General features: G+C 62.9%; 15 protein-coding genes and 1 riboswitch. Of the genes, 6 read left to right on the top strand and 9 right to left on the bottom strand.

Annotation, left to right across the window (positions count from 1 at the left end):
- Window position 1: 1 nt before the first annotated feature.
- Window positions 2-115: riboswitch (SAM riboswitch) on the bottom strand.
- 183 nt (window positions 116-298) lie between these two features.
- Together ACFWEM_RS20160 and ACFWEM_RS20155 are read right to left on the bottom strand one after the other, a co-directional pair.
- Window positions 299-1078 carry an SDR family NAD(P)-dependent oxidoreductase gene (locus ACFWEM_RS20160; protein ID WP_378536353.1) on the bottom strand — a complete coding sequence of 260 codons (780 nt, stop codon included), beginning with the start codon at window positions 1076-1078 and terminating at the stop codon, window positions 299-301.
- Window positions 1075-2019 carry a hypothetical protein gene (locus tag ACFWEM_RS20155; protein WP_378536351.1) on the bottom strand — a complete coding sequence of 315 codons (945 nt, stop codon included), beginning with the start codon at window positions 2017-2019 and terminating at the stop codon, window positions 1075-1077. Before ACFWEM_RS20155 ends, ACFWEM_RS20160 begins: the two co-directional genes overlap by 4 nt.
- A gap of 51 nt (window positions 2020-2070) precedes the next feature.
- Here ACFWEM_RS20155 and ACFWEM_RS20150 point away from each other — a divergent pair, with 51 nt between their 5' ends.
- A complete protein-coding gene (locus ACFWEM_RS20150) occupies window positions 2071-2697 on the top strand; it encodes a TetR/AcrR family transcriptional regulator (protein ID WP_283305739.1) in 627 nt (208 codons plus the stop codon).
- Between the two features lie 6 nt (window positions 2698-2703).
- Here the strand turns inward: ACFWEM_RS20150 and ACFWEM_RS20145 are convergent, their stop codons facing one another.
- The 3 genes from ACFWEM_RS20145 to ACFWEM_RS20135 all read right to left on the bottom strand — a co-directional run bounded on the left by ACFWEM_RS20145 (window position 2704) and on the right by ACFWEM_RS20135 (window position 5039).
- Window positions 2704-3144, bottom strand: a complete 441-nt coding sequence (locus tag ACFWEM_RS20145; protein ID WP_003943598.1) for a PAS domain S-box protein — start codon at window positions 3142-3144, stop codon at window positions 2704-2706.
- 111 nt (window positions 3145-3255) lie between these two features.
- Window positions 3256-3996, bottom strand: a complete 741-nt coding sequence (locus tag ACFWEM_RS20140; protein WP_214887181.1) for an ABC transporter ATP-binding protein — start codon at window positions 3994-3996, stop codon at window positions 3256-3258.
- The gene (locus ACFWEM_RS20135; RefSeq protein WP_378536349.1) at window positions 3993-5039 is read right to left on the bottom strand and encodes an ABC transporter permease; all 1047 of its coding nucleotides are present in this window, start codon (window positions 5037-5039) and stop codon (window positions 3993-3995) included. The genes ACFWEM_RS20140 and ACFWEM_RS20135 overlap by 4 nt, the downstream gene beginning before the upstream one ends.
- Window positions 5040-5153: 114 nt before the next feature.
- Here ACFWEM_RS20135 and ACFWEM_RS20130 point away from each other — a divergent pair, with 114 nt between their 5' ends.
- From ACFWEM_RS20130 to ACFWEM_RS20115, 4 genes are all read left to right on the top strand, one after another.
- Window positions 5154-6356 (top strand): sensor histidine kinase, encoded by a 1203-nt coding sequence (locus ACFWEM_RS20130; RefSeq protein WP_378536347.1) that lies wholly within the window; start codon window positions 5154-5156, stop codon window positions 6354-6356.
- The gene (locus ACFWEM_RS20125) at window positions 6353-6970 is read left to right on the top strand and encodes a response regulator transcription factor (RefSeq protein ID WP_003943536.1); all 618 of its coding nucleotides are present in this window, start codon (window positions 6353-6355) and stop codon (window positions 6968-6970) included. Before ACFWEM_RS20130 ends, ACFWEM_RS20125 begins: the two co-directional genes overlap by 4 nt.
- A gap of 93 nt (window positions 6971-7063) precedes the next feature.
- Window positions 7064-8302: a DUF222 domain-containing protein gene (locus ACFWEM_RS20120; protein WP_378536345.1), complete on the top strand. Its 1239-nt coding sequence runs from the start codon at window positions 7064-7066 to the stop codon at window positions 8300-8302.
- 144 nt (window positions 8303-8446) lie between these two features.
- Window positions 8447-9262 carry a siderophore-interacting protein gene (locus tag ACFWEM_RS20115; protein ID WP_378536343.1) on the top strand — a complete coding sequence of 272 codons (816 nt, stop codon included), beginning with the start codon at window positions 8447-8449 and terminating at the stop codon, window positions 9260-9262.
- 9 nt (window positions 9263-9271) lie between these two features.
- Here ACFWEM_RS20115 and ACFWEM_RS20110 read toward each other — a convergent pair whose 3' ends face one another.
- Both ACFWEM_RS20110 and ACFWEM_RS20105 read right to left on the bottom strand, forming a co-directional pair.
- Window positions 9272-9481, bottom strand: a complete 210-nt coding sequence (locus ACFWEM_RS20110) for a hypothetical protein (protein ID WP_378536341.1) — start codon at window positions 9479-9481, stop codon at window positions 9272-9274.
- Complete coding sequence (locus ACFWEM_RS20105; RefSeq protein WP_378536339.1) at window positions 9448-9708, bottom strand: hypothetical protein; 261 nt, start codon at window positions 9706-9708, stop codon at window positions 9448-9450. Before ACFWEM_RS20105 ends, ACFWEM_RS20110 begins: the two co-directional genes overlap by 34 nt.
- A gap of 167 nt (window positions 9709-9875) precedes the next feature.
- Here ACFWEM_RS20105 and ACFWEM_RS20100 point away from each other — a divergent pair, with 167 nt between their 5' ends.
- Window positions 9876-10826, top strand: a complete 951-nt coding sequence (locus tag ACFWEM_RS20100) for a proline dehydrogenase family protein (RefSeq protein ID WP_378536337.1) — start codon at window positions 9876-9878, stop codon at window positions 10824-10826.
- A gap of 60 nt (window positions 10827-10886) precedes the next feature.
- Here ACFWEM_RS20100 and ACFWEM_RS20095 read toward each other — a convergent pair whose 3' ends face one another.
- Together ACFWEM_RS20095 and ACFWEM_RS20090 are read right to left on the bottom strand one after the other, a co-directional pair.
- Window positions 10887-11330: an SRPBCC family protein gene (locus tag ACFWEM_RS20095; RefSeq protein ID WP_019746286.1), complete on the bottom strand. Its 444-nt coding sequence runs from the start codon at window positions 11328-11330 to the stop codon at window positions 10887-10889.
- A gap of 3 nt (window positions 11331-11333) precedes the next feature.
- Window positions 11334-12887: a succinic semialdehyde dehydrogenase gene (locus ACFWEM_RS20090; protein ID WP_378536334.1), complete on the bottom strand. Its 1554-nt coding sequence runs from the start codon at window positions 12885-12887 to the stop codon at window positions 11334-11336.
- Window positions 12888-12933: the final 46 nt, after the last annotated feature.

Raw genomic sequence — 12933 nt, 5'->3', positions numbered from 1 at the left:
AAGCCAGCGCTGACCGAACGGGGGTGCCCGTCGGCCTGGTCGTCATCCGGGGCACCCCGTCGCATCGAAGGGTTGCCGACCAGCGAGCCGGAGCTTGTCACTGATTCTCATGACCGATTAAAAGTCTAAGGCGGCACATAAGAGTAAACACGAATTAAACTCAGCGTGAGTGAGAGAGCTGTTCCATGCTCGCGCCAAATCTCCGACATGTCAGCAATTTTGGCTTGCCCACCCCTGAACCCGTCAATTACCCGCGGCTGGTCGTCGATCTGGTCCGGTCGTCACGGAACGGCCAGGTTCAGAGCGATTGGCCCGGCAACGGAAGGATGCCGAGATTGGCATCGAGGCCCCCGTCGACGACGAGTGTCGTGCCGGTGATGTAACTCGCCGCGGGGGACGAGAGGAACCAGATCGCCTCTGCCTGTTCCACAGGTTCAGCGAAGCGGCCCAGAGGGATTCGTCGCTCGATAGCGGAAAGCACCGCCGGATCGGAGGTAACGTTCGCAGTGATACCGGTCCTGGTCAGACCGGGCGCGAGGGCGTTGATCCGAACGCCGACGCCGGCGTAGTCGATTGCGAAGGCGCGCACCAGATTCACGAGTGCGCCCTTGGTGGCGTTGTATGCCCAGTTGCCTGGATCGCCCCGCAGGCCGGCGACGGAGGCCGTGAAAACGGCAGAACCCTTGCTTGCGCGCAGGGCCGGAATCGCGGCCCGTAGTCCGTGGATGGGACCCCGAAGGTTGACGCCGATGATGCGGTCGGCATTCTCGACGGCATCGGGAGACTCCAGCGGAGGTGTGCCTCCGGTCCCAGCGTTGAAGACGGCAGCGTCGAGTCGGCCGAAACGTTCGAGTGCGGTATCGACGGCCGCCTTGTTGACCTGCTCCTCGGTGACGCTACCGACCACCGTGACGACGCCGTCGAGTCGATTCAGAGATTCCAGTCCGCGTTCGGAGACATCGACGGCCACAACTGCATGCCCGCGTGAGACGAACAGTTCGACGGTGGCCCTACCGATTCCCGAGGCGGCTCCGGTGACCAGAGCGACCCGACGTGTGTCGGCGGACGATGTATTCATGGTGCGCCCTTCTGCAGGTGGAATGGACCGGGAACAGCCGCTTGCAACGACTCTGCCGTCTCCACCGAGTGATACCACGTCGGCTTCGAGATTGTTCGGTCTCGAATCAATTGCACGGCGCGTGCGGCGACAGCTGCCGTCGCTGCCGACTGGCTCCGCCCCGAAACCCACAGCGCCGGACCGTTATCCGTTCGGGCCATCGCGACCCAACGATCCGAGCCCCACAGCTTCTTCGGTACTACCTTCCGGAGCGCGGGTACCCACGTCATGACGGCGAGCCCGAGCGTCGCAGCGGACGTATCCAATCGCAGGTACGTCCTGACCGGCACGCCGAGGTCGCGCGTCAACGCATGCTGGTCCGAAAAATCTGCCCGCACAGCAGGACCGGTGCGGTACCCGGTCGCGTCGGCCGGCATCCGAAACGTCTTCATCCCGGTGTAGTTCCGGATCGATCGACCGTCAGCGTCGAGAAAGCGGGTGCCCAACATCCCGTAGGTCCACGCCGTAGCGGCCGGCCCGTGTAGTTCTCCGCCGCCAAGTCCGATCACGATGTCCACTGGCCCGTCGCCGAGTCGGTGCGCCGCTGCTGCGAGGACACTGGTCAACCCCGGCGCCAAGCCGACGCCGATCAGAACGGGTCCGTCGACCGCTTCCAATTCTTCGCAGTAGCTCGAGGTCGCCGTGACGTCGACAAATGCTGCCCCACTACGCACCGCTTCTTCGGCCAGGCGAACGTCCTCGAAACCCGACGCGTTCACCACGACATCGAAGTCTCGAACCACTGCCGAAAACGCGCCTGGTTCTTTAAGATCAACGACGACGTCAGCGCGGACTGGATCGCGCCCGGCGGAGAACGCGGAGATTTCGGGGACCTTCGCGAGTTGTCTCATCAGGGGAATCCCGACGGCGCCATAGCCACCGAGTACAAGAACCTTCGTCATTTTTTCGCCTCCCGAGTCGCTAGAGTTCGACTCTAGAGTTAAACTCTAATCATGACTGAGGTTCTTCGGGAAGATACGTCGGCGCGGCGCAAGATCATCGAGGCAGCGCGCGAAGTTTTTGTCGATCCCGGCTACGCGGCCGCCACGATCAAACAACTTGCCGCAGCGGCGGGCGTGTCGGTGCAGAGTGTCTATTTCGTGTTCGGCAACAAGCCGAGCGTGCTGTCAGCACTGCTCGACGTGGCCGTGGCGGGCGATGAAGAAAAGACGGCAACTCTGGACCGACCGTGGGTGGCGGCGGCACTCGGCGCCCCACATCCCCTCGGGCAACTCCGGATTCAGGTTCACCACGGACGGCTGATTCTGGAGCGCACCGCGGACATCCTGTTGGCACTACGCGCCGCTGCTTCCGCGGACGACGATGCCGCCCGCTTGTGGCAAATCAACCGCACGCAGCGACGCACGGTGCAGGAACATCTGATGGTCGGCATCGTCGAAAAGGCGCCGACCGTCGACCTCGAAACAGCCGTGAACGTGGCACTCACACTGCTCAGCCCCGAGACGTACACAGACCTCGTGGTCGGCGCGGGTTGGACCGGCCAACAGTACGAAGAATGGGTGGTCAACACCCTTGCTGCAACCCTCGGCCTGGACCGAACCGTCAAATCCAGGAAGTAACTCGAACTACTTGGTGGGCTTGTCGTCGATGTGCCGTGGGTTGTTCCACAGGCGTTCCGTCAGATCGTGGAGGACGGCAAGGGTGATCGTGTCGTCGTCGCGGCGAAGCAGCGACTGGCTGACCGTCGCCCGCACCAAAGTGCTGTCCGAGTGCACGAACTCCTTGACCGAGCCCGGTTCGGAACTCAGTTCACGATGGGCCTGCTCGGCACTGACGTCGTCGGCATCCTTGTCGTAAAGAATGTCCTGCAAACGCAACGCCGAGACGGCCTTCTTGGGGTATCCCAGCATGTCAGCGAAGGACGGGTTGGCAAAAACGATGCTGCCGTCGCGGTGAACGGCCATGACCGGCACCGGAAGCCTGTCGAGGAGAATCAGGGCAGGCATCTGCTCCAGATCCGCAATCGGCGATTGTGGCGGCTGCGCAACGTTGCGGCGGCGTTCCATAACACGTCCTCTCAAGTTGCCCGAGTCGACAACAGTCTAACTGCCCAGCAAATCGCGGGTTGACTTCCCGCCCGGATGCAGTGACGAATGCCCGAATCGTGCCCGCCTGAGTTACGCCGCGAGCGCCTCCTGGTCCTCCGCCAAGGAACCGTCAACAACACGATAGACAGTATCCATCCGAGACAGGTGACTTCGGTCGTGTGTCACGAGAAGGGTTGCCGCCTCGTGTTCCCGCACAACCCCGATGATCAGATCCATGACGGCAGCACCGCGCTCCTGATCGAGCGCGCTGGTGGGCTCGTCGACCACCAGAAGCTGCGGATCGTTCATCAATGCCCGCGCGAGATTGACCCGCTGCCGCTGCCCGCCCGACAGCTGGGACGGCCGTTTTCCGCTCTGATCCGCCAGTCCGACAGCGTCCAGCAAATCCATCGCTTTTGATTTCACGGCCTTGCGACGGGCCCGCGACGTGAACACGGACTGCCCCAGATGCGCCATCACCTCGAGCTGTTCCAGTGCCGTCAACGACGACACCAGGTTGGACTGCTGAAAGACGATCCCGATGGACGAGCGTCGCAGCTCCGACGCCGCCCGCCGACTCAGCGCCGCGATGTCGGTGCTGCCCTCCGGCGTCCGGAGGTAGACGTGCCCGGAATCCGGACGGATCAGGGTCGACGCCACCGCCAACAGGCTGGACTTACCCGAACCCGAGGGCCCGGTGATCGCGGCGATCTCGCCGCGGTGCAGCCGCAGGGACACGTCGTCCAACGCTGTCACCCGCGATTGCCCGTCGGGAAACGTCAGGTCGACGTTCTGGATGTCGAGAACTGTGGTGCCGGTAGTCATGGTCATCGTGCGCTCCCCAATGCTGTGAGTGGATCGGTGGTCGAGAGGAATCGAAGTGCAAAGGCCGCGCCGAGCAGACCGAGTCCGATCAATGCCACGGCAGGTACGACGGTGGTGGATGCGTCCAGGACGAACGGCATGGCATCACCGATCAGCGAACCGGCAACCGCTGTCAGCCCGATCCCGACGGTGACTCCGGCGATCAACACGATGAGTGCCTGACCCAAAGCGTCGCGCACCAGAGAACCGGTAGTCGCGCCGAGTGCTTTCAGCGTCGCGATGTCCGGGGTTCGCTGGATCGTCCACACCGTGAAGAATGCACCGATCACCAGGGCCGAGATCGCGAACAACATGAGCGTCATCAACGTCAACGACCCGTTCTCCGACTTGTACGAACCGATCGCGTCGAGCGAACCGCTGACCGTAGTCGACGTCGTCGCGGCCGACTTGTCAGTTGCGGAAGCGTCAGAGGCTCCGCTCACAGCCAGCACCGTCGCGACTCCGCCGCGCGGATTGGCCGCCTGCCAGTCGTCAAGCGTCATCCAGACGACGGGTGAATGGCTGTACCAGTCGTCACCGCGAACGGCGCTGACGGTGAACTGCTGCGTACCGACGCTCACCTGATCGCCGGCGCTCGCCGCCAGATCGCGGGCGGCACCTTCGCTCAACACCACCGTGCCTGACGCCGACGGCGTCACGTCCCCGAAACCGCCGTCAGCACCGAACAGGGCGACCGACTTCTGATTTCCGCCGGCCAATCCTGCTTTCCCGCGGCCGATTCCAACGGGATCGACGTCCTTCGACGTGGAGGTCCAGGCGTTGACCTGGTCCTGCGTGAGCGCCGACTCGTCGAACGACGCACCCGCGCCAGTGTCGGCGAACACCACCGTGTCGGCATTCATGGCCTCGATGGCGGACACGTTCTGATGGCGAAGTCCCGCAGTCAAACCGCTGAGAAAACTGACCAGAAGTGCGACCAACAGAACCACCACGGAGATCAACGCGAATCGACCTCGCGCTGCCCGTAAGTCCCTCATTGCGACAAACACTGTGAATTCCTTTCCTGTGCTTGCCTCTACGCTCCCGCGGATGCAGACTCTTTCCATCGCACCTCGGATCGACATTCCAGCGCTCGAAAGAACCATCCCCGTTTACAACTTTTGATGGATGATCCGAGGCCGAACCTCGCTAAGCTGGGCGAGATGCACAGATCTCCGCTCACGCCTGTCTTCGCCGGCCTACAACTGGGCCTGCATGTCCTTGTCATGGCGCTGGCCGGTGTCGTGTTTCTCCGAGCGCTGATCGACGAATCCGACCTGACCGCAACCATCACCGCACTGTCCGTGATCTTTGTTGCCGTCTATCTGTTCGGGGTCGCCAAAAGGCTGCGCGGCAACGCTGCCCGCTGGTGGCTGAGCGTGCTGACCGTCGTCTGGATCGCGACGATGGCGGTATCCGCCGACGCAGCCTACCTCGCGTTCGGGCTCTTCTTCCTCTATCTCCATCTTCTGCGACGCCCCTGGAGCCTTCTCGCCGTCACCGCGGCTACGGCTGTCGCCGTGATCGGCACCGGCCTGCATCGTGGATGGACGATTGCCGGCGCCGTCGGTCCGATCATCGGCGCCGCCGTAGCCGTGGCAATCGGCCTCGGATATCAAGCGCTGTACCGCGAGGCAGCTGAGCGCGGACGTCTCATCGACGAATTGATGAATACCCGTGAAGAATTGGCATCGACGTCTCGCGATGCGGGAAAGTTCGCAGAACGTGAAAGGCTCGCGGCCGAGATTCACGACACCGTGGCGCAGGGACTTTCGAGCATCCAGATGCTCCTTCACGCTGCCGAGCGCGCCGATCCGGACAGCCCGGCCATCCGGCAGATCAGCCTCGCGCGCGAAACTGCCGCAGACAGTCTTGCCGAAACACGCCAACTCATAGCCGAATTGACGCCGGCGGTCCTCGACGGTCAGTCGCTCGCCGACGCGCTTCGTCGAATCTGCGAACGCGCGAGCAGTCCTGAACTGGAAGCTCGCTCCGTGGTCGAAGGCGAGGCCGCCCGGCTGCCGATGCCCCTCGAAGCAACATTGGTACGCATCGCTCAGGGCGCGGTGTCCAATGTTCTCCGCCATGCCGATGCAACCAGAATGGCTGTGACACTGACCTATTCTGACGACACCGTCAGCCTCGACGTGGTCGACAATGGTCGCGGCTTCGACGTGGCGGTTCTCGAACGTGGTCCGGCGGAATCTTTTGGTCTCAATGCAATTCGCCGACGCGTCGAACTGCAGGGCGGGACCTTCTCCATCGAGTCCGAGCCGGGACACACAGCCGTCGCAGTGACGTTTCCCCTCGAAGTCGGTGAACAGTGATCCGCCTGCTGCTCGCCGACGATCACGCGATCGTGCGCGCCGGGCTACGAGCGCTGCTCGAAAGCGAAGCCGACATCGAGGTAGTCGGCGAAGCGGGCACCGCCGAGGAAGCCATAGCCTTCTGCGCCACCACGCCGGTTGACCTCGTGCTCATGGACCTGCGATTCGGCCCCGGGAAGACGGGCGTCGACGCCACCCGCGCAGTGTGCGCGCTGCCGAATCCGCCGCACGTGCTTGTCGTGACCAACTACGACACGGATGCAGATATCTTGAGCGCTGTCGAGGCAGGGGCCAGCGGGTACCTGCTCAAGGACACACCGCCGGTCGAGTTGCTGTCCGCCGTGCGCGCCGCTGCGAGCGGGGACAGCGTTCTCTCCCCCGCTATCGCGTCAAAGCTCATGACTCGCGTACGTAAGCCCGAAACCAGCCTAAGCCCAAGGGAAATCGAAGTTCTGAAGCTAGTGGCGGCGGGTCGGTCCAACCGAGAGATCGGCAAAGAACTGTTCCTCAGCGAGACCACGGTCAAATCGCATCTGGTCCACATCTTCGGCAAGTTGGGAGTGAAGTCGAGGACGTCGGCCGTCGCCCGCGCGCGGGAGTTGGGTTCGATCTGACGTTTTGCCCGAAATGTCGAAAGTCGCTGAACAGCAGGAATTTTCACCTCACATTCTCTTGTGTTCGAAACTTTGTTCGAATATGATTGCTTCATGGACAGTCGGGAAGCGTGGCAGCTGGATGGTGAGGGCCTCAAGAGTGAGGTTCTGGATCTGGTGCGCGTCCGGCACGAGTTGCAGTCGCGGATGGTGCTGCTGATCGTGGAGATGTTTTCCCGGGAAACTGTGGTCGGGAAGGGTTTTCGGGCGATCGCCCAGTGGTTGCATGGTTCGACGAATCTGGAGATCGGTGAGTGCAGTCTGCTGGTCAGTCTGGCGCGGTTGCTGTTGCTCGAACCTGTTGTGGCGGATGCATTCCATCGCGGGGATGTGGATGCGCTAAAAGCCCGTCAGGTGGCGTCGTTTTGTCAGCATCCGCCCAAGAACATGACCCCGGCGGACGTCGACAAGGCCCGCGGGATCCTGCTTGACCTGGCATCGAAGAACATCGCGGATTGCGATGCGGTGCGGGCGGCGATCCGGCGGATCGAGAAGCAGTACGGCAAACGTGAGGACGGCGTCCCGGTCGGGGAGGATTCCGAACGTAACGAGTTCTACGCCTCGAAAGGCCTGTACGGGCGCGTGTCGATGAAGGGCGATCTGGATGCCGTCAACGGTGCCCGTCTGATCACGTTGTTGTCGAGTTTGTCGGCGCCGAAGCCGGAGAAGGACGGCGTGAAGGACACTCGCACTCCGGCGTTGCGGCGGGCGGACGGGTTCTGCGAACTGCTGCGACGGTACGAGCGGGCGGGACTGGGTCCGATCGAGGGTGGGGTGAAACCGCACATCACGGTCACCGCCAGCGCGAAAGACATGACGGATATGCAGGCGCTGAAGGATCTACTGCCGTCGACTCAGGAACTGGGGTTTGCGTGGACGGATTGGGTGGGGCCGATCAGCATCGATACCGCACGAATGTTGGCCTGCGACTGCACCGTAACGCGGATTTTGTTGGATGAGAATGGTGTTCCGCTCGAGTGCGGCAAGGAAGCAAGGACCGCGACGGTACCCCAGCGGCGGGCGTTGGCCGTCCGTGATGGTGGGTGTGCGTTTCCGGGGTGCGGGACGCCGTCGGGGTGGTGCGATGCTCATCATATTGTGCACTGGAACGATGGTGGCCCAACGGATCTCGACAATCTGATTCTGTTGTGTGGTCATCATCATCGGACGATGCACCACACCGAATGGAGGGTGGAGATCGGCCCCGATCGAAAAACGGTGTTCTATCCGCCGATGTCGATTGATCCGTATCAGCAGCCGATCGGCGGGAACAGTCCACCGACTGCGGCGTGAACCGACATAACTGAAAAGGCCAGCGTGTGCACCGGGGAAGAATCATGCCCCGGGGCATACGCTGGCCTTTTCGGCTGCGCTCGATGTCCGTCTTGCGACAGCATCTGTCTCCACTTCGACACGCCGGACCCATAGGGTCGAGGCATGTCTTTCTGCGAACCCGCCCGCGTTGTCACCGTCACGTCCCTGACCCCGCACATGCGGCGAATCAGCATCGAGGCAGAAGGCGACTGGCATTGGCCGACCGGCGGACAGGGCGACGAGCGCATCGACCTCGCGTTCCCGAAACCCGGTGAAACAGAAGCAGAATACGACTACTTCAACAATCCCGACTACGGCAAAGCCGACCTCGGAACCGAGCCACCGTGGCGGCATTACACCGTGCGCAAGGTGCACGACGGCGGCCGACGTCTGGACATCGACTTCGTCGTGCACCCTGGCGGTATTGCAGCAGATTGGGCCCTGCGGGCCGAACCAGGTCACCTACTCGGCGTTTTCTGGTCGGACAGTTCTCGTTCCCATTACCAAGCTCCGGCGGGTCCTCGCTGGCAGCTGCTGGTCGCAGACGCCACGGGTCTCCCCGGACTGGGCAGGATTGTCGAAGAACTTCGTGAAGGCGATGTCGCACAAGCGATCATCGAGGTCGAAACCGAAGAGGATCGACAGGAACTTGTCACTCGCGGCGATGTCACGTACACGTGGCTCGCGGGGAGTGGCCTCGGAAAGGCGCCGAGCGCGCTCTTCGAAGCTGTGGAGAAGGTCGAGTTTCCCGAATCCGAAACGGCCGACGTCTACGCGTGGGTGGCGTGCGAAAGCGCAACCAGCCGTCGTATTCGTAAGCATCTGAGGGAAGTTCGAGGAATTGCTCGCGACAAGCACAATGTTGTCGGGTACTGGCGAGAGGGCGCCGACGGCCACGTTTCCGGCATGAACAGCGAGGAAGTCACCGTCGGCGCCTGAGCGCCGTGATCACTCTGCCGGCAGTGTGTCGGTAGCTTCTGCGTCAGCAGCTTCTGCGGCTGTAGCTTCTGCGTCAGCCGGTTCTCCATCGGCCGGCTTTTCTGCCAGCATCTCGAACAGTGCTCGGCGTGCCTCGGCAAGGATTGCCTCAGCCTTGGCTACCTGCTCAGCGGTCCCACCTGCGGCTACCGCGACAGCGGCACCTCGGAGTAGGCCCATCGCGGGGCGGAGAGTTGCGCCGGCTTCACCGAAGTGAGGGCGGCCGTGTCCGCGCTGGTCGGGTCGACCGAATCCGCGCTGGTCGGGCCGGCCGAATCCACGCTGACCTCCGCGACTGCGTCGGCCTTCGGGGCGTCCTTCTTCTCGGTCTTCGAAGCGACCCTCGGGTCGCTCTCCCTCGAATCCTCGACGGAAACCGTGTCCACGATGCGGGCCTCGGCGGCCATGCTCGCGACGTTCTTGCATTTCTGGGTTGTTGTGTGGGGCGTACATGTTGTCCTCCTGGACTGTCTGTGTTTGTTTGACGTATCGACGATATATCGACAATAGATCGAACGCAAGGGTCCGGAGAATAATTCCCGCACCCTTGTCCGGATACGCTGAGGCCGTGAACATGGATCTACAAGCCCAGGCCGCAGACGTCCTACGCCGCCTCGCACTCGACGAATCCCTGAAAGAACGCACCATGGCGGACGCTGCGACGGCAGCACTCGCACGGAAAGTCGCCGCTCGCTACATCGGCGGCGAAACCATCGACGACGCTTTCGGTCGCCTCCCCTCGATCCTCGCGCGAGGACACAAGGCGAGCATCGAATACACGGGGGAAAGCGTCCGGGATCCCGAACTCGCGAACGCCGAAACCGATGTGTTCGTGGAATTGGCGGAACGGATCGGAACGTCGGGCGTAGACAGCACCGTGTCGTTCGACCTCTCGCACATCGGCTTGGTGATCGATCCGGAGCAGTGCTTTCGCAATGTCGTGCGCCTGGCCGAGACCACGGAACGCGCCGGTGCCGAACTGATCATCTCCGCCGAAGCGTCCGACCGCACCGACCTGGTCCTCGATATGCACGCGCGACTGGCCGAGCGGTTCACTCACGTGGGGATCACCGTTCAGGCCCGACTGCACCGCACCGCAAAGGATCTCGCCGCGCTGCTCGACCGGCCCGGTCGCATCCGGATCGTGAAGGGCGCCTTCCTCGAAGCCGAGTCCGTCGCCTACCCACGCGGTAGTGCCGAACTGCGCGACGCGTATCTCGACTACGCAGCCCGGATCGTCGACTCGGGTCACAAGGTTTCCATCGCGACACATGACCGCGACATCCTCGAAGCACTACGTGCCGAGCATGATTCGAAGCTCAGAGGCGAGCACGTCGAGTTCGAGATGCTGCTCGGCCTCGGCACCGAGCAACTGGACGCCCTCCGAGCAGCGGGCTTCACCACACGCGAATACGTCATCTTCGGAACACAGTGGTGGCTGTACGTACTCAATCGCATCGCCGAAGAACCGGAGCGTGTCTACACCGCGCTCATCGACGCTGCGCTCATCAGCACTGCAAACTAGATCTCCAACAACAGAAGTGGGGCCGCACTCGAATCGAGTGCAGCCCCACTTGTGTCAGTTTTAGCTCTCCAGAAACGCCTTGATGCGCGCCAGAGTAGTTTCCATTCCGGTCTGCATCAGCTGATCTCGACCCCGACCGAGTAGGCCGCTACCCGACATCATGCGCACGTAAAGTGCGGGCGTCGCGTAGATCTCACGAGTCTCGGTGAGCACAGTGCCCGTTCCCGAAGGTTCGAGCACGTAGGTCCACCGCGCTTTCGGCTCGTCCGATTCGAAGGAGAACTTCCGGCAGTCGACCACGTCGACCACCGTGCAGTGCGTGCTCCAGCGAATCAGACCATGTTTGTTGGTGCCCTTGAACTTTGCACCAACAGTGCCCGGAGTTCCGGAAGTCCACGTGCCGCCGGTGTTTTCAGGACTGAAGCGACCCATACCCTCGATGTCGCTGACAACCTTCCACACCGATACCGGCGTCGCCTCGATGTAGGCGCTGGCGGTCTCCACCCGCTACCGGCCCGGAACCCAGGACATGATCTTGATGGCGTGAGGCATGAGCTTTGCCCACACCTTGGCCGGAAGTCCGCGCGGTCCACCGAGATTCATGACGCGAGTGGTGGCAACGGTCTGCGGTTCGGTGTACTTGATCAGACCCTCGGCGCCGTGACGACGACCGACGCCCGAGACGCCCATGCCGCCCATCGGTGCTGCGGTGCTGCCCCAGGTGGGAGCGTAACCCTCGTCGACGTTGACGGTGCCGGCGTGAATGCGCGCTGCGATAGCTTCACCGGCAGCCTTGCTTCCCGCCCAAACACTGGCGTTGAGGCCGTATTCGGTGTCGTTGGCCTGAGCGATGGCCTCTTCGACGTCCTTGACCGGGTAGATCGAGACGAGCGGCCCGAAGGTCTCGTCGCGGTAGCACTCGGCGTCCTCGGGAACCCCGGTGAGCAGCGTGGGCTCGTAGAACAGCGGTCCGATGTCCGGGCGGGCCTTGCCGCCGGCAATGACGGTGGCGCCCTTGACGACTGCGTCGTCGACATGAGCGGAAATTGCCTTGACCTGCGCCTCGGAGACGAGGCTGCCCATCTCGATTCCGAATTCGTATCCGGCGGCGAGGTTCATCTTCTTGACGCGATCACCGAACATGCGGATGAACTCGGGTGCGATGGACTCTTCGACGTAGATGCGCTCGATGGAGATGCACAGCTGACCGGAGTTGGAGAAGCACGCACGCACAGCGGCGTCGGTGACCTCGCGCAGGTCTGCGCCGGCGGCGACGATCATCGGGTTCTTGCCACCGAGTTCGGCGGAGAAGCCGATCAGTCGACGGCCGGCCTGCTCGGCGAGGAGCTGACCGGTCGCGGTGGAACCGGTGAACATGAGGTAGTCGGTGTTCTCGACCAGCGCGGTGCCGACGACGGAGCCCGGTCCGGGAACCACGGCGAAGAGGTCGCGGGGCAGACCCGCCTTGTAGAGCAGTTCGACGCAGGCGAGCGCGCAGTACGGCGTCTGGCTGTCCGGCTTGAGGACAACGGCGTTACCGGCGAGCAGCGCGGCGACGGCGTCGGACACGGCCAGCGTCATCGGGTAGTTCCACGGCGAGATGACGCCGACGACACCCTTGGGCTGGTAGCGGACGACGGTCTTCGTCAGGCCCGGGAGCATGCCGGAGACGCGACGCGGACGCAGCAGCTTCGGCGCCACGCGTGCGTAGTGACGCGACGTCATCGAGATGTCGAGGACTTCCTCCTGAGCTGCGGTACGCGACTTTCCGGTCTCGGCCTGAGCCATGTCCATGAGTGCGTCGCGGTTCTCGAGGATGAGGTCGCGGTAGCGGTGGAAGACGGCAGCGCGATCGAGGACTGAGCGCTTGGCCCATTCCTTCTGAGCGACGCGCGCGCGGGCGATGGCCGCAAGTGCGTCGTCGGCGGTGCCGACGGGGATGGTCGCCAGCTCCTTGCCGGTGAACACCTCGGTGATGGACTTCGTCGGGCGATCGGCAACATTGTCGATGGCGATCAGATCGGCGAGCCGCGAGAAGGTCGCAGCGGACGGAGCAGGCATTTCAGTACCCCTACTGGTGAGTAGTTCTTGGAGTTACACACAACTT

This window comes from Rhodococcus sp. NPDC060176, from assembly GCF_042728675.1.
Lineage (GTDB): Bacteria > Actinomycetota > Actinomycetes > Mycobacteriales > Mycobacteriaceae > Rhodococcus_F.
Note: the sequence above shows the minus strand (reverse complement) of the source record. Positions and strands in the feature narration are given on the sequence as shown.

Coding starts and splice junctions, on each gene's coding strand:
- ACFWEM_RS20160 (WP_378536353.1), bottom strand. CDS start 1,078: ATGAATACATCGTCCGCCGACACACGTCGGGTCGCTCTGGTCACCGGA.
- ACFWEM_RS20155 (WP_378536351.1), bottom strand. CDS start 2,019: ATGACGAAGGTTCTTGTACTCGGTGGCTATGGCGCCGTCGGGATTCCC.
- ACFWEM_RS20150 (WP_283305739.1), top strand. CDS start 2,071: ATGACTGAGGTTCTTCGGGAAGATACGTCGGCGCGGCGCAAGATCATC.
- ACFWEM_RS20145 (WP_003943598.1), bottom strand. CDS start 3,144: ATGGAACGCCGCCGCAACGTTGCGCAGCCGCCACAATCGCCGATTGCG.
- ACFWEM_RS20140 (WP_214887181.1), bottom strand. CDS start 3,996: ATGACCATGACTACCGGCACCACAGTTCTCGACATCCAGAACGTCGAC.
- ACFWEM_RS20130 (WP_378536347.1), top strand. CDS start 5,154: ATGGATGATCCGAGGCCGAACCTCGCTAAGCTGGGCGAGATGCACAGA.
- ACFWEM_RS20120 (WP_378536345.1), top strand. CDS start 7,064: ATGGACAGTCGGGAAGCGTGGCAGCTGGATGGTGAGGGCCTCAAGAGT.
- ACFWEM_RS20115 (WP_378536343.1), top strand. CDS start 8,447: ATGTCTTTCTGCGAACCCGCCCGCGTTGTCACCGTCACGTCCCTGACC.
- ACFWEM_RS20110 (WP_378536341.1), bottom strand. CDS start 9,481: ATGGGCCTACTCCGAGGTGCCGCTGTCGCGGTAGCCGCAGGTGGGACC.
- ACFWEM_RS20105 (WP_378536339.1), bottom strand. CDS start 9,708: ATGGCCGCCGAGGCCCGCATCGTGGACACGGTTTCCGTCGAGGATTCG.
- ACFWEM_RS20100 (WP_378536337.1), top strand. CDS start 9,876: ATGGATCTACAAGCCCAGGCCGCAGACGTCCTACGCCGCCTCGCACTC.
- ACFWEM_RS20090 (WP_378536334.1), bottom strand. CDS start 12,887: ATGCCTGCTCCGTCCGCTGCGACCTTCTCGCGGCTCGCCGATCTGATC.